We start from the raw sequence: 25,821 nt of genomic DNA on the forward strand, positions 1-25,821 counted from the left end.
GGCGCCCTCACAGGTAGCTGTAGAAAAGGCCATCGAGCAGGCGTGTCCAGCCATCGACCAGCACGAACAGCAGGATCTTCAACGGCAGGGAAATGGTCATCGGCGCCACCATTTGCATGCCCAGCGCGAGCAGGATGTTGGAGACGATCAGGTCGATCACGATGAAGGGCACGTAGATCAGAAAACCGATCTGGAACCCGGCCTGCAATTCCGAGAGCACGAACGCCGGGACAATCAGCAGCAGGTCGTCGCGGCTGGCCTTGGCCGCCATCGGCGCCGGCCACATGCGCTGAGTGTTTTCCAGCAGATGGGTCTGGATGTCGGGATCGACATTGCGTGACATGAACAGGCGCAACGGCTCCAGCACCTGGGTGCCGGCGCTTTGCATGGCGCTGAAGTTGTCCATGCGTTGCGGCAACTGCCGGAAGCGCTGGCCCATGTCGTTGAACACCGGCGCCATGATGAACAGCGTCGCCGCCAGCGCGATGCCGTACAGCGCCATGTTCGGCGGTGCCTGCTGCACACCGATGGCGTTGCGGGTAATCAGCAGCACCATGGAAATCTTCAGGAACGCGGTGCAGATCATCATCAGCAGCGGCACCAGCGACAGGGCGCCGAGGAATAGGGCGAGGGTCAGCGGGTCGACATCCTGCACATTCACAGGCGCGGCTCCAGCCGGGTGATCTGCAAGCCCAGACGGCCTTCGATGTCGACCAGTTCACCCTGCGCCAGCACCCGCTCGCCGTGACATAACGTGGCTTCCCCCGGGGTGCAGCCGTTGAATCGCAGCACCGAGCCGACCCCCAGATTACGCAACTGGCCGAGGCTCAGGTGGAGGCTGCCGGCACGCAAGGTCAGGGCCAGCGGCAGGTCGTCAAAGCGCGTGGATTCTGCACCCGGCGCTGAGGGCTGTACCTCGCTGGGCACGGGTTGATCGGCGAGGGCGAAGTGATCCAGAGAGGCATTCATCGTCAGGTCTTCCAGTTCGGTGAGGGTGAAGTGCAGGGCAGTGCCCGGCAGTTGACGCAGGTGCAGACGGCAGGTGCCGATCTGCAGGCTGCCCTGGCCGTCGGCGCTGAACAGGGCCTGGTGGATGAGCAGAACATCACCCGGTTGCAGGCCGAGTAATTCGCCGCGACTCAGGCTGCAATGTCCCAGCAGCAACGGGATATGCACGGGCCAGATCGGCTCGTTATCGTTGCCGGCATTGCTTTGCCAGGCCGCGTTTTCGAGCCAGCGCAGCAAGGTCTCGGCGCTGATTCGCAGACGGCTGGTGTGGGTGCCCAGCGTCGCGCCGCGCAGCTCCAGCAGACAGTCCAGCCCCGGCACGGGCGGTGCAATGACCGTTTGCAACGGGCTCCATATCGCCTGTAGTTCAGGGGCCAGATACTGGTTGTACAGCGGCCAGTACCAGGAGCATTGCGTGCTGGCAGTCAGTGGGTCGGCAAGGATCGCCGGGCATGCGGAGATCGCACTCAGCAGTGGTTCTGCGTTGTCCAGCCAGAACCGGCCGCAAACTGATTCGAGCGCTGTGGTGGGCTCGCTATTGAAGGCGGTCGGGGCCAGCCGTAGATGAAGGGACGTGGGCGCCGGTTGCGTCAGGTTCAGACACAGGCCCGCGCCCAGGCGCTCGCGCACCTGGGCTTCGGCCGACGACAGGTTGCGCAGGCGCAACGCTTGCACGGTCATGTCAAACGCCCTCCCGGTGCAACCGCAGGCGCACCGCGCGTCCCAATTGCCGGGCAAGCCACGCCGCGCTGGTCTGTTGCAGCGGCTCGACCTGGCGCCACGCATCCGGAGCCATGTGCACGGCGATTTCCAGCGCCGCGCCGTGGTGGATGACATTGACCTTGACCGGGCCAAGGTTGGGCAGCTCCAGATGCGCTTCGAGTACGCCGGGTTGCGGATCATCCAGATGCTGCTCCAGACGTTCCAGCAGTGCTTGCCACCAATCGATGTCGCGCTGCTCCGGTGCCGCCGCACTGTCTGTGGAGGAACCGGAATTCTGCTGCTGCGGCTCCTGAAAACCGGCTCCGCCAAAGTCGGCCAGCAGGCCTCGGTCGAGGTTGCCCAGGGTGTCCAGCAAGTGTTCGAAATGCTCGCTCTCGTCACGAATTTCACCGCGCAGATCCTGCCGCCGTTCGGTTCTGGCGGGCCAGGTCGAGGCCGTGGTTTCCTGACGTGGGCGCAGGGCTTCGGGCATACGCGGTGGCGGTTTGAGTGTGGCGTGGCGCGGATTCATGAGGCATCCCGTGCAAGGTCGCGCAAATAGTCGAGTTTCTCCACATCGCGCTGGCGCCGCCGCAATTGCTGCTCGCTGTCCGCCGTCCATTGCTGCTGTTGCCGATGTTCGTCCTGCAAGGCCTGATAGCTTTGCTCGACCCGCTCGATTTTGCGCAGAGCCTGCTGTTCGCCGACCAGCCACTGGTTCATCTCGGTGAGCAGCAGACGCCGATTGACGTGGGCGTCGCGTTGGTCAATGCGACCTTGCTGGTGTTGGTCACGCAGCTCGCGCAGCTCACCGGCCAATTGTTCGAGCCGGCCGTGCAAGGCGCTGAGCACCGAGCGTTGGCGTTGCCAGGCTTGTTCGGCCATGGTCAAACGGTGGCGGCGGATCGGCAGTAGCAGATCGAGCGTCGGTGTCAGGTCGGCATTGGCCGGGGTCTGGTAATCGGAATCAGACTGGAGCATGGGCGGTTACCTGCAGAAGGTGATCCAGGGTTTCATCGAGCGTCACCGGCTCGCGCAGCGATTGCTGGAGGAAGGCCTCGATGCGGGCGCGAGCGTCCACGGCGCAATCGGTCAGCGGGTCGTTGCCAGGCTGGTACTCGCCGAGCTTGATGAGCATTTCCACTTGCTGATAAGCCGCCATCAGTCGGCGCAACTGTGTGGCCCCGTGTTGCTGTTCGGTTCCCACCACATTGCTCATTGTCCGGCTCAGGCTGGCGAGAATGTCCACCGCCGGGTAATGCCCGCGTTCGGCCAGGCGCCGGGACAGCACGATGTGGCCGTCGAGCAGCGAGCGCACCTCGTCGGCGACCGGATCGTTCATCGAGTCCTGTTCGATCAGCACCGAATACAGCGCGGTGATGACGCCGTCGTGGGTGCGCCCGGCGCGTTCCACCAGACGCGGCAACAGGCTGTAGACCGACGGCGGCAAGCCACCGCGCCCGGCCGGCTCACCGCTGGCCAGACCGATCTCGCGCTGGGCACGGGCAAAGCGGGTCAGCGAGTCAATGATCAGCAGCGTCGATTTGCCCTGCTGGCGGAAGCCCTCGGCAATCGCCGTGGCAGTGAACGCAGCGCGGGCGCGCTCCATGCTGCTGCGGTCGGAGGTGGCGCAGACCAGCACGGTGCGGCTGCGCAGTTCGGCATCCAGTTCATGGTCGAGAAACTCACGCAGCTCGCGTCCGCGCTCGCCGATCAAGCCAAACACGATGGCCTGACACGGGGTATTGCGCGCCAGTTCGGCGAGCAGGGTGGTCTTGCCGCAGCCGGCGCCGGCGAATATCCCCACCCGCTGGCCTTCACCCAGCGTCAGCAGACCGTCGATGGCGCGCAGCCCGGTGGCCAGCGGTGCTTCGATTCGCGGGCGCTCGCTGGCGGCAGGGGCATCGCGAATCACCGGCAGCGCGCCAACCGCCCCGGCCTCGGCAAACGCCTGCGGGCCTTCGCCGTTGAGCGCGCGGCCAAAGCCGTCGAGCACGCAGCCTAAAAGGTGATCGCCGACCAGCAGACTGTGCGGCTGGAACAGTGGTGTGACTCGCGCGCCAATGGCTATCCCGTCCAGCGCGCCGAGGGCCGCCAGCAACGTGTGTTCACGGTCGAACCCGACGATTTCGGCCATCACCTCGCTGCCGTCGGCACGCTGGATCTGGCACAGATCGCCGATCCGCGCCCGGGGCATGCGGCTGTGCAGCAAAATGCCGCTGACCCCGGTGATGCGCCCGTGGATCGCTACCGGTGCGCAGTGTTCGATCCGTTGCCGATGTTGCCCGCACCATTGCTGCAACTGCGCGATGCCATCCTGCATCACCAGCTCACCTCGATGCGCCGATCACCTTCGAACACCACTTGATGTTCGCTGATGCCGACCAGCCGCACGCCAGCCACTTCGTCGCCGAGAAACAAGCGCCGGCCATCGCTGGTCAACACGTTGGGCAAGCGCGCCAGACTGATCTGGACAATGCTGAACGGCAGCAGCGGGGTGGCTTCGGGCAGGTCGCTGAGCACCTGCAACGGGCTGCGATACTGCTGCTCGAAACGCAGCAGCATGCGTTCGGTCGATTGCAGCAGATCGTCCTCGTCGAAACGGCCTTTGAGCAGGATTTTGCCCGGTTGCTCGACGAGGCTGATCCGGCTCTGCAACTCACGCTCCTTGAGCATGTCTTGCAGAACCTGACGGACTTCGGCGGCATCCTTGAGCCCAGTTCGGCCCGGGACTGGCAGCGGCGTCGGCGGTTGCGCCGGGGTGTTGATGCCCCAGATCAATGTGGCGAGAAACAGCAACAGCGCACCCAGCAGCAGCAATGGGCCGAGCAGCGAACGCGAGCGTGTCGGGGCGGCTATGTCAGCGTCGCGCTCCGCATTCATGGGCGGCAATGGGGTTTCTGTCGATGCCGGCGGCTGATCTTCAGGCTCGTCCTCGGCGGGCCATTCGGTGTTGGCACTGACCACCGACAACCAGACACCATTGAGGGCAAACGGCGTGCCCGGTTGAAGGGTGGCGATGGCATCGACCTTGTGCCCCTCGCTGTCGGTGACCGGGCCGTCCTTGCGGGCCAGCGACCAGGTGTCGTCGACCAGCCGCAGCAGGCAGTGGCGATCCTTGATGCCGGGGTCGTACAACGCCAGGTCGGCGCTCTGGGCCGAACCGATGCACCATTCGCCACCGCTCAACGGCAGCGCCGCCCCCCGGTGCAAACCGGTGAGCACGCGCAGCTCATACATCATCTCGGGTTTCATCGCATCACTCCGTCAGGCCATCAAGGCATGGGCTTCTTGCAGATCGAGGCGTCCCAGCACCTGTACCTGCACCGAGGACAGCAACTCGGCGAAGGACAGCACCGGAACATGGTTGAATTCATCCCTGAGCAAACCGTGCAACGGGCTGCGTAGGTCCTGCGCCACCAGCAGCACCGGCGCCGGTCGCGAGCGCAGCGGGAAAGCGTGGCGCAGTTGTTCGAGCAGGGCATTGCCCAGTTCCGGTTCGAGGGCAAACCAGGCTTCGTTCTGGCTCTGGCGCAGGGCGTCGCGCAGCAGCACTTCGGTTTCCGGGGTGATCAGCCACGCATTGAGCGCACCTTGTTCGGTGTGCTGGTGGCAGATTTGTGCCTTGAGGGCGATGCGCACGTAATCGGTGAGGGCGTTCAGGTCGCGTTCGTGTTGCCCTTGTTCGATCAGCGTCTCGGCAATCGGCCGCACCGAGCGCAGCGACACCAGCTCGGCGGACAGCCGTTGCAGCACGGCGGCGAAACGCGCCAGGGGCAGGGTACGTTGCAGCTCCTGCGCCAGCTCCGGCTGTTCGCTTTCGAGCCAGCCGAGGATCGCCTTGCTTTCCTGCAGGCCAATGAACTGCGGGCCAGTGGCCTGGAAGGCGCGGCTCATGCGTTCGAGGATCAGTTCCTCGGCACTGACCGGCTCGACACTGCTCATGCGCAACAGCGCATGGTCGGGGGCAAACCACACCCATTCACTTTCATCACGCTCCGCGCGCCCCGGCTCGCCGTCGTGCAGCTCCCCGCACTGGCGCAGATGCACGGCTTGCAGGGTTTCACTCCAGGTGGCGCGAATCAGCGGCACTTCGTAGACGCAGAATCGAAATTCGTCTTCGGCGCAATCCTCGCTGAACTCCAGATCGAACGAAGGCAAGGTCAGGCCGAAACGGTGCACCAGGGTGTTACGTCGCTGGCGAATGCCGTGCAGCAAACGCTCCAGCGCCGCACTGCCTTTGTGGGCGGGATGGAACTGCAACAAATACGCGCGGGACGGATTGAAGCGGCGGATGTCTTCGCGGCCATTGAGCTCGGGCGCGCCATTGCGGGTGGCGCCGTCGTGATCCTGGAGAATCTGCTTCTGGCGAATGCGCCACAGCTGAATCAGGCCACTGAACAGGCAAATCAGGCTGATGCTGATGAACACCAGACTGGGCATGCCGGGGATCGCGGCAAAGCCGAGCATGCCGATCGAGGAAAACACCCAGGCCTTGGGCTGACTGGTCAATTGTTCGGCGATTTCATGGCCGATGTTGGCGTCGCCGGCCTGACTGTCCGGCGCCACCCGGGTGATGATCATGCCGGCAGTCAGGGAAATCAGCAGCGCGGGAATCTGCGCGATCAGGCCGTCGCCGATGGTCAGCACCGAGTACAGGTGCATGGCGTCGGAGGCCTGCATGCCGTTTTGCAGCACGCCGATGGAGAAGCCGCCGATCAGGTTGATAAAGACGATCACCAGACCGGCGATGGCGTCACCTTTGACGAATTTCATCGCACCGTCCATGGCACCGAACAACTGACTTTCCTTGGACAGTTGCTCGCGCCGCTGACGGGCTTCACGCACGTTGATCAGATTGGCGCGCAGGTCGCTGTCGATCGACATCTGTTTGCCGGGCATGGCATCCAGGGTGAAGCGCGCGGCGACTTCGGCCACCCGTTCCGAGCCCTTGGTGATCACCAGAAAGTTGACGATGGTCAGGATCAGGAAAATCACCAGACCCACCGCCAGATTGCCGCCCACCACGAAACTGCCGAAGGCTTCGACGATGTGCCCCGCATCCTGTTGCAGCAGGATCAGGCGGGTGGTGGCGATCGACAGCGACAGCCGAAACATGGTGGTCAGCAATAGCACCGCCGGAAACGTCGAGAACGCCAGCGGTCGCGGCAGGTACATGGCCAGCACGATCAGCAGCGAAGAGATGCAGATGTTCAGCGCAATCAGCACGTCGACCAATGCGGTGGGCAGCGGCAGGATCATCATGAACACGATGGCCATGACCATCACGGCGCCGACAATTTCGGTGCGGCGCATCACCGCCAGCGCCAGGCGGTTGAGGGCGTGGATCAGGCGATTCATTGCAGACCTCGCCCCGGCTCGACCAGCCCCATGGCCTGGCGTTCTTGCCGGGCCAGTTGCTCCATCAGGTTATGCAACAGGCGCAGGCCGTTTTGCCGGGTCTTGAGGTCCTTCCACAACACCAGCGGGAGGTTTTGCAGCAGTGGATAGAGCCCGTTGAAATACAGCGGCTGCAAGTGCGGAGCGTTGTCCAGAGTGTCATCGCTGAGTAGCGTCAGGTCGCGGGCGAAGAAACCGTTGGCACAAAAGCGCAGCAGCCGTTTGCTCATGGCCAGCGGCGTCATGCTTTCGCGGCGTTGTTTCTGGCTCAAACGCTGCAACAGGTCGTGGCAAGCCTTGATCAGATTGTTGAGCTGCCCGCAGGAGCCCAAGCCGCGCAACATCGAGCCGAGAACGTTACCGGGCAACGAGGGCGAAAGGGCGGCGATGTCGTCCGCCAGCGCTCGTTGCAAGGTGCGCAGGCCTCGGGCGAATTGCTCTTCACTGAAGTGTTCGAGCAGGGCTTCGAGCAGACTGGCCAAGGGTTGCTGGCCGACGATGGCTTTGTAGTAGAGCCGACGCATCGCCGCCCGTTGCTGCGGGTCGCGGCTGAACAGGGCGATGGCGCTGGCGGTATTGAAGCCCGCTCGGATTTTGTCACCGTGCACCAGACGCAATTCGTCGATCAGCTCGCGCGTGTTCTGCGCCTCGCCGTCCAGACCTTCAGCCAATGACAGGCGCATCGCCTGTTGCAGCAGGATGTCGGTGCGCGCCGGATCGTTGTCCGCGACGCTCAGCGCCGCCTGCAGCGACGGCTGCTGTTGCAGTTGCTGCTGCATGCGCCGCGCCTGTTGTTCGAGGCTCGGCTGGTCGCCGTGATCAAGCAGGCGATAGAGCTCGACGAGCTTCTCGATGCGCTCCACGCGCTGCCCTCGGGAAGCATCGCTGATGTGGCGCTCGTCGAGGCTCTTGCTGTGGCGCTCGATGCTTTCGCTGAACTTCAGGGCCACCTCTTCCATGGAGTCGATCAGCGGGTTCTTCGCCGTGGCCGCAGTGGCTTCGGTGCCAAACAGCGGACGCGGCAGCAAGTCCAGTGGCAGGGCATCGTTGTAGTTGGAAATTTTCATGGAGGCGCACGTTCCACCGCTATTCAGGTGTGCAGTGAGTGGCGTTTGCCGGCGTCCGGTTCCCTGGGCGCGAAGCGGCCCGTTTGACTGTGCAAGAACTGGCACAGGCATTTTGTCGAAAGTGCAACAAATGGCAAAAAACGCGCTTTTCGTTTTTTAAAAGTGTTCAAAAACAACAAGTTGGAAAAGTACCAAGGTTGGTACGCTCGCTGCTCTCTATCCCTCCCGCCACTGTCGGCATAGCGTGAGTGATGAGGGAACAAGCGTGGAATCGAGTAGTGTTCAAACGGAAGCGAAAGTCATTGCCGCCATCGAACTGGACCTGGGCGGACTGGCACACAGCAGCGAGAAAAAGCTGCGCGGTTTCATCAATAAGCGAGTGTTCAACCCGGCCGATGTCGATGACCTGATGCAGATGACTTATCTGGAAGCCTGGCGCAACCAGCACAAGTACACCGGGGCGTCGAAACCGGAAACCTGGCTGTTCGGCATTGCCACTAACCTGGTCAGCAATCACTTCAAGAACTTCTATCGCCGGCCGCAGTGCGCGGTGCTGGAAGAGGCGGGCATCGAAAGTCTGGAATATGGCCACGACCCGAGCCAGGTCAGCGAGCACCAGCGTCTGCTCAGGCGCACGCTGGAGGCCATCGACGACTTGTCGGTGGACATGCGCGCGGTGATCGATCTGGTGGTGGATTCCGACATCAGCTATCAGGACGCCGCGCAGCAACTGGGCGTGCCCATCGGCACGGTGCGTTCACGTCTGGCCAGGGCCCGGGGCCAGTTGAAGTCCAGTGTCTACACCGGGAGGGCCAGCGCATGAACGGATTTCGTCATAGCCAACCCATGACCCTGCCACGCGGTGTGCGTGAGTCCTGCGATGCCGACCTGCCGGCGATGATGGAGATCTTCAACGAAACCGCCGGCACGGGTGCCAACTCGCCAGTGACCCGGCCGATGACGCTTGAGGAAGTGACTTTCTATATCAATCTGTACAAGCGCGATGGCCTGCCCGTCTACGTGCTTGAACGCGGCGGCGAAGTGGTCGGCTGGCTGTCGATCAACCGCTTCAGTTGGGGCACCCAGGCCTGCCGCAACACCGGCGAAACCGCCATTTATGTGCGCGCCGACCGCTACGGCAGTGGCATCGGCGTGCGCCTGGGCCATGCGACGGTGATCCTCGGGCGTCAGTTCGGCCTGGAAACCCTGGTCGCCTGGATCATGGCCGCCAACGTGCCTAGCCAGCACATCGTGCAATCCATCGGCGCGGTACTCTGGGCCCGCTTGCCAGGTATCGCCCGGTTTGGCGAGGAGCGGGCGGACGTGTTGCTGTTTGGTCTACCGTTGTTTGAGGATGGGCCGGACTGAGGCAGATGTGCATCTGCTGCTGTGCAGCGGTGACTCGCGTCGCCGCTGCCGAGGGCAGCCTCGGCAGCGGCGCTGGTTACTTCCTAGACATGGTCGAGCGCTTCACCGGTCCTTTGCTGCTCAAGATCCGTCGTGCTGCGTGCACGGCGCGCTCGGAGAGCATTTCCATGCGCGGTGATTGCAGCGCCCACGCATGCCAGTACAGCTCGACATCGGTGAAATGCCCCGGCGCCACATCCACCAGTTCGCGACTTTTCAGCAAATCGCTGACCTGCATATACGGCACCATGCCGTAGCCGAGTCCGCGGCGAATGGCTTTCAGACGAGCCTCTGGCAGTGACAGGTAGTGCGTGGGGTAAGCGTCTGCGTGCAGGCCGAAGCGTGACTGCATGAACTCCGACTGCAAGGTGTCTTTGCGCGAATAGGCAAATACCGGCGCCTTGCGTGCCGCCGCGCGGGTCAGGCCTTTGGCAAACCAGCGCTGCTGAAACTCTGGCGATGCGACCAACTGGTAACGCACCGGACCCAGCAGCTCAGCGAAACAACCGCGCATAGGCTGCGAACGCGTGCCGATGCAGCCGATGACCTGGCCGCTTTCCAGCAAGGCATAGGTGTGATCCTGATCGTCGACCACGACGTCGAGCAAAATATTCTCGCTGACGAATATCTCGGCCAGTGCCGGAAAGAACCATGTCGCCAGCGTGTCGCCATTGACGGCAATGACCACGCGCAGGTGATCCTGTTCATCGCCGGTCAGCTCGTTCAGCAGTTCTTCTTCGAGCACGGTTGCACGACGCAGATAGAGCATCAGTTTTCTGCCCGCCAGCGTCGGCTCGCACGGGCGACCGCGCACCACCACCGAGCTGCCCAGGCGAACTTCAAGGGCGTGTATGCGTTGCGACACCGCCGACGGCGTCACGTTAAGACGTTCCGCAGCCTTCTCGAAACTGCCGCTGTCGACCACGGCGAGGAACGCCTGCATCTGTTTTGCGTCGAGTTGCATGGCTGTCGCTCTGGTTAAGTATTTCTAATCGTTACTGAAAGATACTGCGTTTTTCTTCACTTAAACATAGCGCTGCTCAATCATTGCTCGGCGGCGACAGTGAGCGGTTACAGCCCGCGCAACACACTGCACCGGGTGTCATCCGATTTTCCGAATGACAGCAATGAGGCTTTATTCACAGAGAAAGGTGGGCGTGATGAGCATTCAAATATGCAGCGTCCGATACTTGCCATGAAACTCAATATGATCATCGCTGTGAGCGCCATTGCATTGGTCGGCAACTATGTCTGGCAATCCCACGACCTGAAACTCGGTCCTTATGAGTATCAGGTCTCGGCAAAAACACAGCCGTCCCGCCACACTCATTCCGAGGCCCGTCGGATGGCGCTTAGCGGCGCCGGGAAGAAGTGCGCTTCGCTCGGCAAGCAGATCGACGTGTTTGACGTGCAATCGCGCTTGCCGCTCGATCCCGGGAATGACGTGGCTAACGTGACATTCGTCTGCAAGTGATCGCTGTTTCGGCGATTCGAACCAGCCAGAAACATTGCAACTTTTAATCTATCGGCGGTACACACCATGAAGTTATTGATGATTGCGTTGCTTGCGACGCTGTTGAGCGCCTGTGTGACATCTGTGCATGACTGGTCCAGGCCCGGCGCGAGTGCCGCTGATATCCAGCACGACAAAGCTGAATGCCAGTATCAGGCCAAGGCCGCGACCGCCAGCTACCATTCAAGCCCTGCTGCAAACGATACAACTCACGGCATGGGCAGTGCCGTGGGTGACGGGATCGTCATTGCGGAAAAACAGATCGACCTGACGAATGATTGCATGCGCGTCAAAGGCTACTCAGGGCAATGAGCGGGGCAGATGGTTTCATTCAAGACCTCGCCTTATTGACCGATGCATACCGTGTTGGACTTGGTTCGTGTGGTTTGGCCATCGGCTGACGCGTCACCCTGAACGTCGACGCTTTCGGTGGTATTACATTCCTGCATGGCGGGTTTCGCGGTTTTCTGTTGCCACTCCCGATCTTGCTGGGCTTGCCAGTCGGCAACGGCTTTCTTGCGTTTCTGGTCGGAGATCATCATGCAGTTTGCAAACTCGGTAGAGCCTTGTACGTAGCCGTAACCGGCGCATGTCTGACGGTCTTCAGCCGCTTGTTGTTCAGCGCTCATGCAACCGCTTAACGTGGCGGCAGCGCTGAATGTCAGGAAAAGGAGGGGAATGACGCGTGCAGCGCAGGTATGAGGCGTTTTCATGGGGATTTCCAGGAAGTGAGGTCATACATTCAGGGGCTGCACGTCCTGGTCCGCTGGCCTGATGCCTGTGCTTGAGGGATCGAGGGACACTCGAAAGTGAACGTCGAGTGCTTCAACCCGTTGGACAAGTCACCAAATCTTTATAGTACAGTCGTCATCGAACCACCTGTCGTATGAGGCTTTTCGGCAATGGGTGTACTAAAAAACCGACAGATGGGCACGGATCGCATGCGTACAATTACGCACGATCATCGAAGAGTAATACGACGTTTAAATGAGTGATTCTACGGCGACAAACAACGGCAACTGGTACGCAGTGATTGCCCTGGCACTGGCTGCGTTTGTGTTCAACACCACCGAGTTTGTACCGGTCGGTCTGTTGAGTTCGATCGGCAGCAGCTTCGACATGTCGACCGCGCAGGTTGGCCTGATGTTGACTATCTATGCGTGGGTGGTGTCTTTGACGTCGCTGCCGATCATGCTGCTGACACGCAACGTCGAGCGCCGACGGCTGTTGATCGTGCTGTTTGGAATGTTTATCGCCAGTCACATTCTGTCGAGTCTGGCGACCAGCTTCGGTGTGTTGCTGGTGAGCCGGATCGGTGTGGCGCTGTCGCATGCGCTGTTCTGGTCGATCACCGCGTCTCTGGCCGTACGCCTCGCGCCGCCGGGCAAACAGGTTCAGGCCTTGGGTTTGCTGGCAACCGGTACTTCGCTGGCGATGGTGCTGGGCATTCCCCTCGGCCGCTTGTTGGGCGAGGCCATGGGCTGGCGCACCACGTTCATCGTGATCGCCGGCTTTGCGGCGGCGCTGGTGTTCTGTCTGGCAAAGGTGCTGCCGTTGTTGCCCAGTCAGAACTCCGGCTCGCTCAAGAGTCTGCCCGTGTTGTTGAAGCGGCCGGCACTGGTGGCCATCTATGTGCTGACGGCGCTGGTCGTGACGGCACAGTTCACCGCCTACAGCTACATCGAACCGTTCGTTCTGACCGTAGCGGGCATGAGCGGCGATGTGGTGACGCTCCTGCTGTTGTTGTTCGGTGGCGCCGGCATTTTCGGCTCGCTGTTGTTCAGCTACCTGCACAGCTATAACCCGCAGCGCTTTCTGATCATCTGCGTGTCGTTGCTCGCCTTGTGCCTGGTTTCGCTGTTGCCGTTGAGCGGCAACGTCTCATACCTCGGCGTGCTGAGTGTGTTCTGGGGGATGGCGATCATGGGCTTCGGGCTGGCGTTACAGTCGAAAGTCCTGGTGCTGGCTCCGGACGCTACCGACGTGGCGATGGCGTTGTTTTCAGGGATCTACAACATCGGTATCGGCGGCGGGGCACTGGTGGGGAGTTGGGTGGGGAGTCAGTTTGGCTTTGCTTACATTGGGGTGGTGGGCGGGATGCTGGCGGCGTCGGCGCTGGCGTTTTACTGCCTGTCGCTGTATCGCCTGGCCCGGTCCGTGGCTTGAATTCAAGGACTACAAGCCGCCGCCGGGCGCATTTCATTTAAAACGTTGCCTGCTTAATGCGCAGGCAACTCGAGACTGTCCGGGTCGCCGAAGAACATCTGAATCCGCGACCGTAACCAACGCTCCCCGGGATCATTATCCTGCGACCCGCGCCACGCCATGTGCAGCTCAAACGTGCGCGTCGGCAACGGCGGGTCTTCCGCCCGCACGCCACCGGCAGCCGTCAACGCATCGGCGGTGTAATCCGGTACGGTGGCGACGATGTCGGTGCCGGCGAGCAACGTACTCAAACCGTTGAATTGCGGCACGGCCAGCACCACATGACGCTTGCGCCCGAGCTTCTCCAGTTCCTCATCAATAAAACCACTGAGGTCGCCGGCGAACGACACTAGCGCATGCGGGCGCGCGCAGTAGTCATCCAGGCTCAGCGGGCCGGGCACGGTGTCGGCGCGCAGCAGTTTCGGCTGGCTGCGACGCAGTACCTTGCGTTTGGCGTTGGCCGGCAGGTCAGTGGTGTAGCTGACGCCGATGGAGATTTCGCCAGAAGCCAGCAGCCCCGGCATCAATATGTAGTTGACCCGACGCACGACCAGCACGATGCCCGGTGCTTCGGCGCGCAGACGTTTGAGCAACATTGGCAGCAGGGCGAATTCGACGTCGTCGGACAGGCCGATACGGAATACCGAAGTGCTGGTGGCCGGATCGAACTCAGCCGCACGGCTGACGGCGGTGGAAATCGAGTCGAGCGCCGGGGAGAGCAGGGCGAAGATCTCCACCGCGCGGGCGGAGGGTTCCATGCTGCGCCCGGTGCGCACGAACAACGGGTCATCGAACAGGCTGCGCAGGCGCGAGAGCGCCGCACTGATTGCCGGCTGGCCAAGAAAAAGCTTCTCGGCGGCGCGGGTCACGCTGCGTTCGTGCATCAGAGTTTCGAATACGATCAACAGGTTCAGGTCGACACGACGCAGGTCATTACGATTCATCTGGAGTCCTGGCAGAGTCATCAAGCTTGACGAGAGCGGCCATATGAGAACAATGGCCGGCATGAATATTACGGGGAAAGGCTGGTACTCTGCACCGCTAAATTCAGCTTTACCGAGCCGGTTGCGGTATTTTTTTCATCGATTTTGCCAATGCCGTCCATACTGCGGAATCAATGACAGGCATGTCGACTATTAATAGCCACTGATAGTCTTGGGTCAAAAGCCCAGATAGAGTTCAGGGCATTAGAGGTTACTTTGACGAGGTTTGCGATGTCCCGCACGATCCGTTTTCACAAGTTTGGTCCGGCCGAGGTGCTCAAATGCGAAGAGCATGCGGCCGCTCAGCCAGGTCCCGGCGAAGTGCAGGTGCGTGTCGAAGCGATCGGCATCAGCTGGTACGACATTCTCTGGCGTCAGAACCTGGCCTCGTCCCAGGCGCGCCTGCCGTCCGGTCTCGGCCATGAAATGGCCGGTGTAGTGACCGCCGTCGGCGACGGTATCGGCGATCTGTCGGTTGGCGACAAGGTGGCCAGTTTCCCGGCGCAAAGTCCGAACGACTATCCGGTGTATGGCGAGCAGATCGTGCTGCCACGCACCGCGCTGACCCGCTATCCGGATGTGCTCAGCCCGGTCGAAGCCAGCGTGCATTACACACCGCTGTTGATCGCCTATTTCGCTTATGCCGATCTGGCACGGGTCAAACCCGGGCAGTTTGCCCTGGTCACTGACGCCAGCCATTGTGCAGGCCCGTCCTTTGTCCAGTTGGGCAAAGCCCTGGGTGTGCGGGTGATCGCGGCGACGAAAACCGCTGAAGAGCGCGAATACCTGCTGTCGCTGGGTGCCGAGAAAGTCATCGTCACCGAGGAAGAAGATCTGTTGATGCGCATCAACAAGATCACCGACAGCCGTGGTGTCGACGTGGTATTCGATGGTCTCGGCGGCCCGCAGATGTCGTTGCTCGGCGATGTGCTCGCGCCACGTGGCAGCCTGGTTCTGTACGGTCTGCAGGGTGGTAACCAGACACCATTCCCGGCGTGTGCGGCGTTCCAGAAAAACATTCAGTTCTTCGTACACTGCATCGGTAACTTCACCGGTAAGCCCGAGCTGGGCATCACCCAGGACCACGTCGCCTTGCAGCGTGCCCTGCGTGACATCAATCAGCTCACCGCCGACCGCGTACTGCTGCCACTCAAGACTCGGGTCTTCCCGTTCAACGAGTTCGTCGAAGCACATCGCTACATGGACGAATGCCCATGCCGCGAACGGGTCGCCCTTCAGGTCGAACCTGCGTAACGCCCTCCAAACAGAGTCCGTGGCCCCACGGACTCTTGCGTTGTACCCCTCGCCAATAATCAGACATGCCGGACAGGGTGTGTGGCCGGTTGCGTATCTGAACCGGTTTTTGTCCGCTATCTGTATCTTCTAATCGGCATTTAAGCCCTGATAATTGAATGATTACTTTCATCTCAAGGAATGAGCCATGTCTGTGCATTCTGTTTTGTTTGCCGTGTTTAATATTTCCTCCTGTGGGCGATATACCGGTTTCTGTTTAATGGCTGTAGGTTATTTCCTATTGTCGTTCTGCTTTTCTTGTACTCAATGTTCGTGGGACGCTGTAAGAAGTTTCCTCAGATATTTTTCACTCAGGGAAAACTCAATGGTGACGGGGGTTTGCGTCACCTAGAGCGGTGAAGATATCGACTTCCATGCGTCAAGTGTTTCAAATAACTTCAAAAGCATAAGTGTTAGTATTTGATCGTCTATTACTTATTGATGAATTTATTGCGCCAGCTTCACTGCTGATGCGCGATATGAATTTTTTACGCCGGGTAAAGTACTGATGAGCACGATCCATGATCAGGCAATGAACTATGTCTATCAGCAAGTATTGCAGCGTCTGCTGAGCTTCTTTTCCAGAGCCGAACGCACAGCATTGCAATTGCTGATTCAGCGGCTGGTGGTCGCCGCCGGTGGAATGGAGCGCATGGGTGAATACAAGGTCATGGTGACGCCGTCCGGTACCCGTGACAGTTGCTATACCCTGGCGTTGCTGCGCGCCGCGCAACTGAGTATCGCTGGTCGAGCGCCGGCCACTTTTCAGTTGCGTGTGGCCACGTTGCGCTGGAGCGGAGCGGGGGCAGCGCCCGGAAATATGCACCGCAGCTTCGCCGCCCTGTTTCTGTACGACGATCCCCGGGTCGAGTTGCTGATGGTGGATCATCGTCAGGTGTTGCCATTCAATCACCTGGCGCCACCCGACAAGGACAGTACGGAAGCCAATCGCACCAACCTTCTGATGATGGGGCATCGACGGGCCTCGGACGAAAAGCTTGAGTTGTGGGATGACGCATGCCTGGCCTGGGCGGAGTTTTGCGGCCAGATCGCCCGCTGGGGCAATGGTGTCGACGCCTGGGTTGCCAGCGAGTCGCCGCGTCGACAAAAGCAATTCATCGATAACCTCGATCGGGCGGTGCAAAAGGCGGGTCTCGGTGCGCTGCCGCCCAATGCCGGAACATTCGATGAGCTGTTCGCCTTGCTCGACGGATTGGGAGGGGACTTATATCGTGGTTTTTACGCCGAATCCGAGCGCCGCTGCTGGCGTCCGGAAGACGGGTTCGAGTCATGCCGTCGCACAACGTTTGTCGACATTCACGACATGGCGGTGGGCAACCTGGAAGAACGCTGGCCGCTGCTCAGCGAGTTTCTCGGGTTTCAGGCAGAGGAGTGGGTGTTCCACCAAGGCGAGGGCGAATACGCCGACCCGTTGATCGAAGCCCATTTGCGCGGCCTGGAGGCGGAGTTCCTCGACGGCCGCAGCTATGAAACCGGGTTTTCCCAACATGTTCAGCACATGCTGGCGACCATGCAGCAGCAACGGGTGCCGGAACCGGTATGCGAGCAGATGATTGCCAGATTGGGGCAACAGCCGGCGCTGGATGAACTGCGCGAGGCCGCGGCGAATTGCATTCACGCGACCTATGACTTGAATGAAACCCAATGGATCTGCCTGTTGTTCACGCCGTTCATTGACCGTGGTGCCGGCCTCGAGCGGTTCCTGCGCCGTTGTCATCCCGGCATGTTGGTGGCGATGCCCGATTTGCATCGTGCCATGCAGGGGCTGCACGGCCCGGAGCAAGTGCTGCAATGGATGACGGATGTCAGTGGTTTGCCGGTCAGGCTGATCAGTCGTCTCTACGCCATGGAGTCATTGCCGGTGCGTGGCGCCGCCCCGCACGCAGCAGACGCCGCACACCAAACGGCTATCGACGCCAGCGTGGGTGAGCGATCAGTGGAACGTTGAGGTGAGCGCTCCATTCTTCGGCGCATCTGTGTCAACGGTATTGGGCCCATGAAGACTGCGCGGGAGCCCGGTTTTGCTTATCAGGCGGTCTATCGCTACCTGATGCGGCTGATAGCGGAGTCGGCCGGCGACGGCAACGCCAGGCTGCCGTCGTTGCGCCAGTTGGCCAATCGTCTGAACGTATCGATCTCGACCATTCAATACGCTTATTCGTTGCTGGAGAAGGAAGGCAGGATCTATTCAGTCGCCAAGTCCGGGTACTACGCCCGGGCGGTGGCGCAGGTTACGCAGCCAGCGTTTGGCAATGATCTGCTCGAAACGGTCTACGTCAATGCGCGGCGCCCGGGGATGCGATTGTTGAGTGCCGAAGATCCGGTTTCACTCCAATCGCTGGACAGCCCGTTGCTGTTGATGGAGCGCGAACTGCTGCGGCAGTACCCTCGGCAGCCACTGTTGCTCGGCCAGCCCTGTGGTGACTCTGAGTTGCGCGCTGCGCTGGCGGCCCGCTACACCACCTCGCCGAGGCAATGCTGGCATGCCGAGGATGTCTACATCGGTGCGGATCTGCGCGGGGTACTGGAAATCCTGGTTGCCGTTCTGCAACTCAAACACGCAACCGTTCTGGTCGAGTCGCCGTGTGACTGGTTGATACTGCGGTTGCTGCAGGCGGCAGAGGTGCGCGTGATCGAGCTGCCGTTGCTGGCGTGTGGCGGGCTGGAGCCGCAACTTCTGGAAACACTGCTCAAGACTGAAAGCGTGCGGCTGATTCTCCTGTCGTCGGGCCTGAGCATGCCCCGTGGCACGCAGGTTCCTGCGGATAACCGCGACATCATTGCCGGACTGCTTCGCGAGCATGGCACCTGGGTGCTGGAAAATGATTGCTATGGCGAGCTTGGCGAGGGAGTGGACGGCGAGCGCTTGCGTGATCGGCTGGATCCTGACCGGCTGTTGATCTTCTCCTCCTTCGAGAAAATCATTGGCATCGAGGCCCCTTACGGGTTCGTATTATCGCGCCAATGGAAAAACGAAATGCTGCGGCATTTTCTGATGCGATCGTTCCGACTGTCCCCGATCCGTCAGAAAGCCATTGCCCGACTGTTTGGAAACGGCCGGATCGACCAGCACCTGCACGTACTTCGCAGGCTCCTCAGGGAGTGTCGGGCCCCGATGATTCACTTGCTGCGCGAGCGTTTGGGCGATGCACTTCAGGTCGTCGAACCGCAAGGCGGCGCGACCGTCTGGGTGCGGGCACTGCGTCCGGTGGACATGCGCGATGTGTTTCAGCGCCTGCTCCGGCAACAGATATTGATTGCGCCGGGCGAACTGTTCAGTTTGCAGGGATTGCACCGTCGTCATCTGCGCCTGAACCTGCTGGATCATAGTGACACCGGCTTGGCGGGGACGATTGCGCTGCTGGGCGATGCACTGCGGTTGGCACCTCTTGAATGAACGTTGAAATCTGTCGGATAGATCCCGTCGCGCTGTGGTCAAACTGCCAGTAAACTGCGCTGTATTTCCTGAACCACTCTATTTCAGAGGTTTTGCATGACTATCAGTCCTTTTGCGGGCAAACCGGCACCGGCAGAATTGTTGGTCGACATCCCGCGACTGGTAACGGCTTATTACACCGGCCAACCGGACGCTTCGATTTCCACCCAGCGTGTGGCGTTTGGTACTTCCGGGCACCGCGGCAGCTCCTTCGACCTGAGTTTCAATGAGTGGCACGTTCTGGCAATCAGCCAGGCGATCTGCCTGTACCGCGAAGCCCAAGGCATCGATGGCCCGTTGTTTGTGGGCATTGATACTCACGCTCTGTCGACCCCGGCCGGGGCCAGCGCGCTGGAAGTGCTGGCGGCCAACGGCGTGACCGTGATGATCGCCGAAGGTGACGAATACACGCCAACCCCGGCGATTTCGCACGCCATTCTCTGCTACAACCGTGGCCGCACTTCGGGCCTGGCGGATGGCATCGTGATTACGCCGTCGCACAACCCGCCGCAAAGCGGTGGCTACAAATACAACCCTACCAACGGTGGCCCGGCCGATACCCACATCACCAAGTGGATCGAAGCCAAGGCCAACGAACTGCTCGTCAACAAACTGGCCGGCGTCAAACGCATCAGCTACGAGCAGGCGCTCAAGGCCAGCACCACTCACCGTCACGACTACCTCAACACTTACGTCGCTGACCTGATCAACGTGATCGACTTCGATGCCATTCGTGACGCCAAGCTGCGTCTGGGTGTCGATCCGCTGGGCGGAGCAGGGGTGCGCTACTGGTCGGCGATTGCCGAGCATTACCGTCTTGATCTGGACGTGGTGAACAAGCAGGTCGATCCGACTTTCCGTTTCATGACGGTCGATTGGGACGGGCAGATCCGCATGGACCCATCGTCCAGCCATGCCATGCAAGGTTTGATCGGTCTCAAGGAACGTTACGACGTGGCCTTCGCCTGCGACCCGGATCACGACCGTCATGGCATCGTCACCCCTTCGGGTGGTCTGCTGGCGCCGAACAACTACCTGGCGGTGTCCATCGACTACCTGTTCCAGAATCGTCCGCAATGGCGCGCCGATGCCGCCGTGGGTAAAACCGTGGTCAGCAGCGGTCTGATCGATCGCGTGGCCAAGCGTCTGGGACGTCGTCTGTACGAAGTACCGGTCGGTTTCAAATGGTTTGCAGATGGCCTGTTTGACGGCTCGCTGGGTTTTGGTGGCGAGGAGAGTGCTGGCGCTTCGTTCCTGCGCAAGGATGGCGGCGTCTGGAGCACCGACAAGGACGGTTTGATTCCGGCGTTGTTGGCGGCTGAAATGACCGCCCGTACCGGCCGTGATCCAAGCCAGGCCTATCGCGCCCTGACCGATGAACTGGGCGAACCGTTCTCGGTGCGCGTCGATGCCAAAGCCAACCCTGAGCAGAAAGCGCTGCTGAGCAAGCTGTCGCCGGAGCAAGTGACTTCGACCGAGCTGGCAGGCGAGAAGATTCAGAGCATTCTCAGCCACGCGCCGGGCAACGATCAGGCCATTGGTGGCCTGAAGGTGATGACCGAAAACGGCTGGTTCGCCGCGCGCCCTTCGGGTACTGAAGACATCTACAAGATCTACGCCGAAAGCTTCATTGGCGACGATCACCTCAAGCAACTGGTGGCCGAAGCGCAAACGCTGGTGGATGGCGCAATCAGCACCCAGTGATCTTCAGGGAGGTGAGTTCTTTCTGTGGTGAGGGGATTCATCCCCGATGGACTGCGTAGCAGTCCGCTCCAACGGTAAAGAAGGGCCGCTTCGCGGCCAATCGGGGATGAATCCCCTCGCCACAAAGGTTACAAAAAAGGGGCGACCATGACGGTCGCCCCTTTTTTTCGCCTGCAGTTCAGGCCATCAAGCCAGATCCACCAACACGATTTCGCTGTCTTCGAGCGCGGTCACGGTCAGCACCGACTCATGTTCCACAGCAACACCGTCTCGAGCTTGCGCACGCAAGCCATTGACTTCAATCAAACCGGTGGCAGGCACCAGATAGGCTCGGCGTCCGGCATCCAGGCGATATTCAGCCGTTTCCCCAGCCTTGATATTCGCCGCGACCAGCCGCGCATCGGCGCGAATGCGCAGGCTCTGGTCGTCACCGTCCTTGCCGCTGGCCAGGGTCACGAACCCTTCGCGCTGGCCTTTGGGGAACGGTTTGGCGCCCCACGATGGTGGCGCGCCGGTTTCGGTTGGAAGAATCCAGATCTGGAAAATCCGCGTTTCCTGGTCTTCCAGGTTGTACTCGCTGTGAGCGATGCCCGTACCGGCGCTCATGACCTGTACGTCGCCAGCCTCGGTACGGCCCTTGTTGCCAAGGTTGTCCTGGTGGGTAATCGCACCTTCACGTACGTAAGTGATGATTTCCATGTCACGGTGCGGGTGTTGTGGGAACCCGGTGCCGGCGGCGATCACATCATCGTTCCACACCCGCAGATTGCCCCAGTTCATGCGCTGCGGGTCGTAGTATTCGGCGAACGAAAAGTGGTGATGGGCATCCAACCAGCCGTGATGAGCGCCGCCCAGCGTGTTGAAAGGTCTGAGTTCAAGCATGATCGTCTCCTCAAAAGGTTCGTCATGGGGCGCAACGCCAGAGCCACGAAGCGAGACCGTTGGTTAATGACGGGCATCATCCTTCAGTCAATCATCGAGAAAAAGCGTAAAAAGTGCGGCATTGTCATCGAATCTGTTGATGGGAAGCAGGCTCGAAACGATCTCACCCAACTTTCAGTTCATCGCCTAAACCAATGACCTGTAAGCATTTCGCTAGAACTCATGGGCAAATAAAGACACCATAGCCCCCAACAGCCTCACACACTGGAGCCCATCAGCGTGGCGCAACACACTCCCGATCTTCCTCCCGAACTTCGTCCGTTGGCCGAGATGCCTTGGTTCAAACGTCTGGCCGCGCGCTTCTTCGGCCATGGCCTGACGCGTTTGCGCGCCCAGCACCGTGCCTCTTGGCTGCACGGTCAGGCTGACGGGTTTCGCAGCGGGCACACCGCGGGTGTGGAGTACGGATTCAAAGAAGGAAAACTCGAAGGGCTGGAGGAAGGTCGCCAGGTCCTGCTGATTCGTGACAGCCGCAGCACCGAGCATCGTCCGCCGAGCGTCGACAACCATCTGTTCGATGATTGGCGTCTGCCACTCAGCGCCGAACTGAAAAAACGCATGAAGGCCGATGTGGCACGCCTGCTGCCCGAGCACGCCCAGCCAAGCGTCGCGCAATGGAAGATGATTTTCAGTGATACACCCTCAACCTCGGTGATTGCCGGGGCCGGTGCGGGTAAATCGACGACGCTGGTGCTGCGTATTCTGTTGCTCACGCATTATCTGGGCTTTGAACTCGACTCGATGACCGTGGTGACCTTCACTCGCGAGTCACGCAAGGATTTCATCAATAAATTGATCGAGATGTTCGCGCTCTGGGGCCAGAAATTGAGTCTGAAACAGGCGCGGGAACTGGTGCGGACCTTTCACTCACGCATTCTGCCGATGGTTCGCAGCCTGCCGGGCTTCGAGCGCTTGCAGGCTTTTGAAAACCTCAGCAATCGACCACAAGGGGCTGACGAGGACGTCGACAGCAACCCGTTCGATCTGCGGATCAACGATGCCCAGCGCCAGCAGCTCAACGCCTGCTACCACCGGTTATTCAATGAAGACGAGCGTTTTCGCCCGTTGATTCAGCCGTTGGCCAAGGCTGCCTTGCAGTTGAAGGAACTGGAGCGCGATCACCCGGACGTACAGAAGCGCATGGCGGTGACTGAACTGGCGTCCAAACGCGACGAAGAACTGTGCGACGCCATCGAAGACCTGTGGTTTCGCGCCGGTGCCTGGCCGATCAAAGGCATTGAGCCCAACCGGCAGACGTTCGAGATCAACGGTTCGACCTTTCATTGTCATGGCTACATCCCCAGCCTCGATGCCTGGGTGGTGCTTGGCTTCGATCCCCGGGAAAACCCGCAGATCTGCCGGCCCAACGCCAAGCTCAGCGTGCGCGCCGAGTGGGCTGTAAAACGCACTCTGTTTCAAGCTTTCTGTCGTAAGCCATTGATTTGGCTGGATAGTTATGAAATGTCAAAGCGGGTTCTGTCGACGTTGGCCGGCGATGCGAGTGCGGGTCCCGGGTTCGATTACAAGGTCAAAGGTGAGCTGGTCTCAGCGCCGCTGCTGGACTGTTTTGTCGCGGCGGCCGGTTTCATCGAAAACCTCGGGCTGGATGTGCCGGACGCTGTCGGTCGTATGAGTTTTGCCAAGGATGATCCGGATCGGTTTTTCTTCGAGGCGCTGAGCCTGTTCTGGCGTGCCCTGGAAGATCATTTGCTCGATCAGAAGCCGCCGGTGATGACCTACAACCGGATGTTCGCGCTGTTCAGCGAACACTCCCCGGAAAATCTCAAGCTGCTGAGTGATGAGCTGCTGCGGCCCATGTCGCACTTGATGATCGACGAGTTTCAGGACGTATCGCCGCAAATCGTCTCGTGGATCCGCGCCAGCCTTGCGGAAATCCGCAGTCGTGGCCCGGCCATGCATGTCGGGCGGGGCGCACAGCGTTCGTCGTTGCTGTGCGTGGGTGACGACTGGCAGTCGATCTACGGCTGGCGGGGCAGTTCGCCGAGTTACTTCATGGAGTTCAACAAGGAGTTCCCGTCGCCGAGCACCACGCGGGTAATGCTCAGTGACAATTACCGCAGCCATCAGCACATCATCGATGCTGCCGAACACATCGTCCGCGCCGCGCCGGCAATTCCGGGCAAGAAGGCCAAGGCCAGTGGCGCAGCCAAGGCATTGCAGCCGGTGAATGTGCTCGAGCGCGATGATCAGGCTTTGGGTCAGCGCCTGGCCGAACACTACAATCGCGGTGATTCAATCTTGATGCTTTATCGAAAAGGCAGTGATAAGTCATTGATAGAGCAGCATATACAGCCTGTAGTTAATGTGGATTCGAGCTTGCCGTACGAGGCTCGACGTCTGAAGCAACTGACCTATCACAGCGCCAAAGGTCTGCAAGCCGACGCCGTGTTCCTGCTCGGTGATTGCCAGCACCTGACCAGTTCGCCGTACAAGAATCAGGTGTACCGCATGGCCGGGCTGGGCAAGGCCGGTGACAGCGAGCCTTATGACACGGCGCAAAAGGACGAGATCCTGCGTCTGGCTTATGTCGGCATCACTCGGGCGGTCAGCCATTGCTATTGGTACGTCGAGCCGCAGGACAACCAGGCAGTAAACATGCCGAGGGCGTCCGATCGGGTCGCGCAAGGCAAGGCGTTCTTTGTCGATCACCGCTCGCAAGCAAAAACCGGGTAACCGCCGCGCACAAAAAAGCCCGCATTTACGGCGGGCTTTTTTAATTAAAACAACAACTTATGCGTAACTCCTGAAAGATTCCGGAGGAATAAATGCCTCCAGCTCATCCTCTACGGCCTCGATAATGCGCTCGACATCGGCCGCGTTCATCACCGTGGCACATGGAATGCCGGCGATAGCGATCATGGTTTCGCCGCTGGCACGATCAAACAGACGGGCAATCATGCTGCCCGGTGCATCCATCGTTGCTTCGAAACCCATGGGATGAAAGTGCCAGCGCATCAGTTGGCACGCGTTGGGAAAGGTGACTTTGCTCGAAGCTTTATTCATGTGTTGCCCGCCTTCTTCATCGAGCGCTTCCTTTTGCTCATGTTAGGTGGGAAGAGTCTTCATTGGCTCAACCGGTCAGTGACGTTAAAAGTAGCATCCGGATGTGAAATCTCTGTGAGATTTTTCAGTTCATTTTGCGATTGCTTCGCGTTTTTTGATGTAAGTCACGCCCTGATCAGTGATCGCCAAAAGGCCACTACCGTTTGCTCGTTGATCGTTTTCATGAAGTTGGGCAAGCTCGGTTCTTTTGCGCCGAGCCCTTTATGCACGCCGACGATGACGGCCCCGAACAGACCCCGGCCACGGCCGCCACGGTCATGCGCTATCACCTGAGCTGGAAACACCGCGATCTGGACAGCGTCATGGCGCTGTATCACCCGGACGTTCAGTACAACGATTTCTTTCAGAACCGGGTCCTCGGCCTCGACGAACTGCGCGAGTACGTGCGCGTGAGCATGCCGCGAGAATCCGACGAAGCGCTGGAGCATTGCGACCGGATCCGCGTGGATGGCAACACTGCGTTCATTCAGTACGAAGTGACCCTGCGCGGCGGCGACGGGCTGGTGTCATTCCGCTCCAGCGAAGCGATCACGGTCAAGGACGGGTTGATCTGGCGGGTCAACGAATACGCTTCACTGGTCCGTGCGCAAACCAACGGTGCCGTTGCACCCAGTCAGCGCCCGGCGGTGAGTCGCCTGGGCTTGTCGCCGCGCCAGATCAGTTTCATGGCCGAGGATCTGCAGCAGTATTTCGAACGCCAGCAGCCGTACCTCGATCCGGAACTGGACCTGCAACGAGTGGCGAAGGAGTGCGGGTACAGCCGCAATCAGATTTCCTATCTGCTCAATCAGGTGTTGGGCCAGAGCTTCTATCGCTACGTCAACCAGGCACGCTTGCAGCACTTGCTCAAGTCACTGGATCAGGCCACGCCGCCGCTGCGTATCGACGAGCTGGCGTTTGCGGCCGGTTTCAACTCGCTGTCAGCGTTCTACAGCTGTTTCCGCCAGCACACCGGCCAATCCCCCAAGGCTTACGCCAAACAAATTTCTTTGCGGGCACGCGCGCAAGACATTCGCTGAAGGCACGCACTAGGATCGGCGCCATCGAAGGTTTTCA

At 60.3% G+C, this 25,821-nt stretch carries 24 protein-coding genes; 11 read left to right on the plus strand and 13 right to left on the minus strand.

Going from position 1 to position 25,821, the window contains the following annotated elements:
- Window positions 1-7: 7 nt before the first annotated feature.
- The 8 genes from sctR to sctW are packed head-to-tail and all read right to left on the minus strand — an operon-like array spanning window position 8 to window position 8,177.
- Window positions 8-661: a type III secretion system export apparatus subunit SctR gene (gene sctR / locus LCH64_RS01665; protein ID WP_003225064.1), complete on the minus strand. Its 654-nt coding sequence runs from the start codon at window positions 659-661 to the stop codon at window positions 8-10.
- Complete coding sequence (gene sctQ / locus LCH64_RS01670) at window positions 658-1,689, minus strand: type III secretion system cytoplasmic ring protein SctQ (RefSeq protein WP_226499280.1); 1,032 nt, start codon at window positions 1,687-1,689, stop codon at window positions 658-660. The genes sctR and sctQ overlap by 4 nt, the downstream gene beginning before the upstream one ends.
- 1 nt (window position 1,690) lies before the next feature.
- Window positions 1,691-2,242, minus strand: coding sequence for a type III secretion system HrpP C-terminal domain-containing protein (locus tag LCH64_RS01675; RefSeq protein ID WP_226499281.1), 552 nt, complete (start codon window positions 2,240-2,242; stop codon window positions 1,691-1,693).
- The gene (locus tag LCH64_RS01680; RefSeq protein ID WP_103483501.1) at window positions 2,239-2,691 is read right to left on the minus strand and encodes a type III secretion protein; all 453 of its coding nucleotides are present in this window, start codon (window positions 2,689-2,691) and stop codon (window positions 2,239-2,241) included. The genes LCH64_RS01675 and LCH64_RS01680 overlap by 4 nt, the downstream gene beginning before the upstream one ends.
- A complete protein-coding gene (locus tag LCH64_RS01685; RefSeq protein ID WP_226499282.1) occupies window positions 2,678-4,033 on the minus strand; it encodes a FliI/YscN family ATPase in 1,356 nt (451 codons plus the stop codon). Before LCH64_RS01685 ends, LCH64_RS01680 begins: the two co-directional genes overlap by 14 nt.
- Complete coding sequence (locus tag LCH64_RS01690) at window positions 4,033-4,965, minus strand: FHA domain-containing protein (protein ID WP_226499283.1); 933 nt, start codon at window positions 4,963-4,965, stop codon at window positions 4,033-4,035. Before LCH64_RS01690 ends, LCH64_RS01685 begins: the two co-directional genes overlap by 1 nt.
- Before the next feature lie 12 nt (window positions 4,966-4,977).
- Window positions 4,978-7,071 carry a type III secretion system export apparatus subunit SctV gene (sctV, locus tag LCH64_RS01695; protein WP_003225053.1) on the minus strand — a complete coding sequence of 698 codons (2,094 nt, stop codon included), beginning with the start codon at window positions 7,069-7,071 and terminating at the stop codon, window positions 4,978-4,980.
- Complete coding sequence (sctW, locus tag LCH64_RS01700) at window positions 7,068-8,177, minus strand: type III secretion system gatekeeper subunit SctW (RefSeq protein ID WP_226499284.1); 1,110 nt, start codon at window positions 8,175-8,177, stop codon at window positions 7,068-7,070. Before sctW ends, sctV begins: the two co-directional genes overlap by 4 nt.
- A gap of 265 nt (window positions 8,178-8,442) precedes the next feature.
- On the opposite strand from sctW, the gene LCH64_RS01705 reads away from it, so the two are divergent.
- A complete protein-coding gene (locus tag LCH64_RS01705) occupies window positions 8,443-9,000 on the plus strand; it encodes a sigma-70 family RNA polymerase sigma factor (protein WP_103483498.1) in 558 nt (185 codons plus the stop codon).
- Window positions 8,997-9,545: a GNAT family N-acetyltransferase gene (locus LCH64_RS01710; protein WP_226499285.1), complete on the plus strand. Its 549-nt coding sequence runs from the start codon at window positions 8,997-8,999 to the stop codon at window positions 9,543-9,545. The genes LCH64_RS01705 and LCH64_RS01710 overlap by 4 nt, the downstream gene beginning before the upstream one ends.
- A gap of 76 nt (window positions 9,546-9,621) precedes the next feature.
- Here the strand turns inward: LCH64_RS01710 and argP are convergent, their stop codons facing one another.
- Entirely contained in the window at window positions 9,622-10,548 is a 927-nt protein-coding gene (argP, locus tag LCH64_RS01715; RefSeq protein WP_103483496.1) for an HTH-type transcriptional regulator ArgP, read from the minus strand.
- 99 nt (window positions 10,549-10,647) lie between these two features.
- On the opposite strand from argP, the gene LCH64_RS01720 reads away from it, so the two are divergent.
- Entirely contained in the window at window positions 10,648-11,058 is a 411-nt protein-coding gene (locus tag LCH64_RS01720) for a hypothetical protein (protein ID WP_157160366.1), read from the plus strand.
- A gap of 66 nt (window positions 11,059-11,124) precedes the next feature.
- Entirely contained in the window at window positions 11,125-11,409 is a 285-nt protein-coding gene (locus LCH64_RS01725) for a hypothetical protein (RefSeq protein ID WP_003225039.1), read from the plus strand.
- Window positions 11,410-11,441: 32 nt separating this feature from the next.
- Here LCH64_RS01725 and LCH64_RS01730 read toward each other — a convergent pair whose 3' ends face one another.
- A complete protein-coding gene (locus tag LCH64_RS01730; protein WP_003225036.1) occupies window positions 11,442-11,810 on the minus strand; it encodes a hypothetical protein in 369 nt (122 codons plus the stop codon).
- Window positions 11,811-12,084: 274 nt separating this feature from the next.
- On the opposite strand from LCH64_RS01730, the gene LCH64_RS01735 reads away from it, so the two are divergent.
- Window positions 12,085-13,263: a sugar transporter gene (locus LCH64_RS01735; protein WP_226499286.1), complete on the plus strand. Its 1,179-nt coding sequence runs from the start codon at window positions 12,085-12,087 to the stop codon at window positions 13,261-13,263.
- Window positions 13,264-13,316: 53 nt separating this feature from the next.
- Here LCH64_RS01735 and LCH64_RS01740 read toward each other — a convergent pair whose 3' ends face one another.
- Complete coding sequence (locus tag LCH64_RS01740; RefSeq protein ID WP_007963542.1) at window positions 13,317-14,246, minus strand: LysR family transcriptional regulator; 930 nt, start codon at window positions 14,244-14,246, stop codon at window positions 13,317-13,319.
- 270 nt (window positions 14,247-14,516) lie between these two features.
- On the opposite strand from LCH64_RS01740, the gene LCH64_RS01745 reads away from it, so the two are divergent.
- The 4 genes from LCH64_RS01745 (at window position 14,517) to pgm (ending at window position 20,739) form a co-directional block, all read left to right on the plus strand.
- Window positions 14,517-15,539 carry a zinc-dependent alcohol dehydrogenase family protein gene (locus tag LCH64_RS01745; RefSeq protein ID WP_103483494.1) on the plus strand — a complete coding sequence of 341 codons (1,023 nt, stop codon included), beginning with the start codon at window positions 14,517-14,519 and terminating at the stop codon, window positions 15,537-15,539.
- A gap of 547 nt (window positions 15,540-16,086) precedes the next feature.
- Complete coding sequence (locus tag LCH64_RS01750; RefSeq protein WP_226499287.1) at window positions 16,087-17,547, plus strand: hypothetical protein; 1,461 nt, start codon at window positions 16,087-16,089, stop codon at window positions 17,545-17,547.
- A gap of 48 nt (window positions 17,548-17,595) precedes the next feature.
- The gene (locus tag LCH64_RS01755) at window positions 17,596-18,996 is read left to right on the plus strand and encodes a PLP-dependent aminotransferase family protein (RefSeq protein WP_226499288.1); all 1,401 of its coding nucleotides are present in this window, start codon (window positions 17,596-17,598) and stop codon (window positions 18,994-18,996) included.
- Between the two features lie 96 nt (window positions 18,997-19,092).
- Entirely contained in the window at window positions 19,093-20,739 is a 1,647-nt protein-coding gene (gene pgm / locus LCH64_RS01760) for a phosphoglucomutase (alpha-D-glucose-1,6-bisphosphate-dependent) (protein ID WP_226499289.1), read from the plus strand.
- A gap of 186 nt (window positions 20,740-20,925) precedes the next feature.
- Here pgm and LCH64_RS01765 read toward each other — a convergent pair whose 3' ends face one another.
- A complete protein-coding gene (locus LCH64_RS01765) occupies window positions 20,926-21,621 on the minus strand; it encodes a pirin family protein (protein WP_003225024.1) in 696 nt (231 codons plus the stop codon).
- A 279-nt stretch (window positions 21,622-21,900) separates the two neighbouring features.
- Between LCH64_RS01765 and LCH64_RS01770 the strand changes: the two genes are divergently transcribed.
- On the plus strand, window positions 21,901-24,375 hold the full coding sequence (locus LCH64_RS01770; protein ID WP_226499290.1) for a UvrD-helicase domain-containing protein: 2,475 nt from the start codon (window positions 21,901-21,903) through the stop codon (window positions 24,373-24,375).
- A 57-nt stretch (window positions 24,376-24,432) separates the two neighbouring features.
- Here the strand turns inward: LCH64_RS01770 and LCH64_RS01775 are convergent, their stop codons facing one another.
- Window positions 24,433-24,705 (minus strand): DUF1652 domain-containing protein, encoded by a 273-nt coding sequence (locus LCH64_RS01775; RefSeq protein ID WP_045122460.1) that lies wholly within the window; start codon window positions 24,703-24,705, stop codon window positions 24,433-24,435.
- A gap of 263 nt (window positions 24,706-24,968) precedes the next feature.
- Between LCH64_RS01775 and LCH64_RS01780 the strand changes: the two genes are divergently transcribed.
- Window positions 24,969-25,784, plus strand: a complete 816-nt coding sequence (locus tag LCH64_RS01780; protein ID WP_226499291.1) for a helix-turn-helix domain-containing protein — start codon at window positions 24,969-24,971, stop codon at window positions 25,782-25,784.
- Window positions 25,785-25,821: the final 37 nt, after the last annotated feature.

Origin of the sequence: Pseudomonas sp. MWU16-30322, from assembly GCF_020515535.1 — a bacterium.
Taxonomy (GTDB): domain Bacteria; phylum Pseudomonadota; class Gammaproteobacteria; order Pseudomonadales; family Pseudomonadaceae; genus Aquipseudomonas; species Aquipseudomonas fluorescens_H.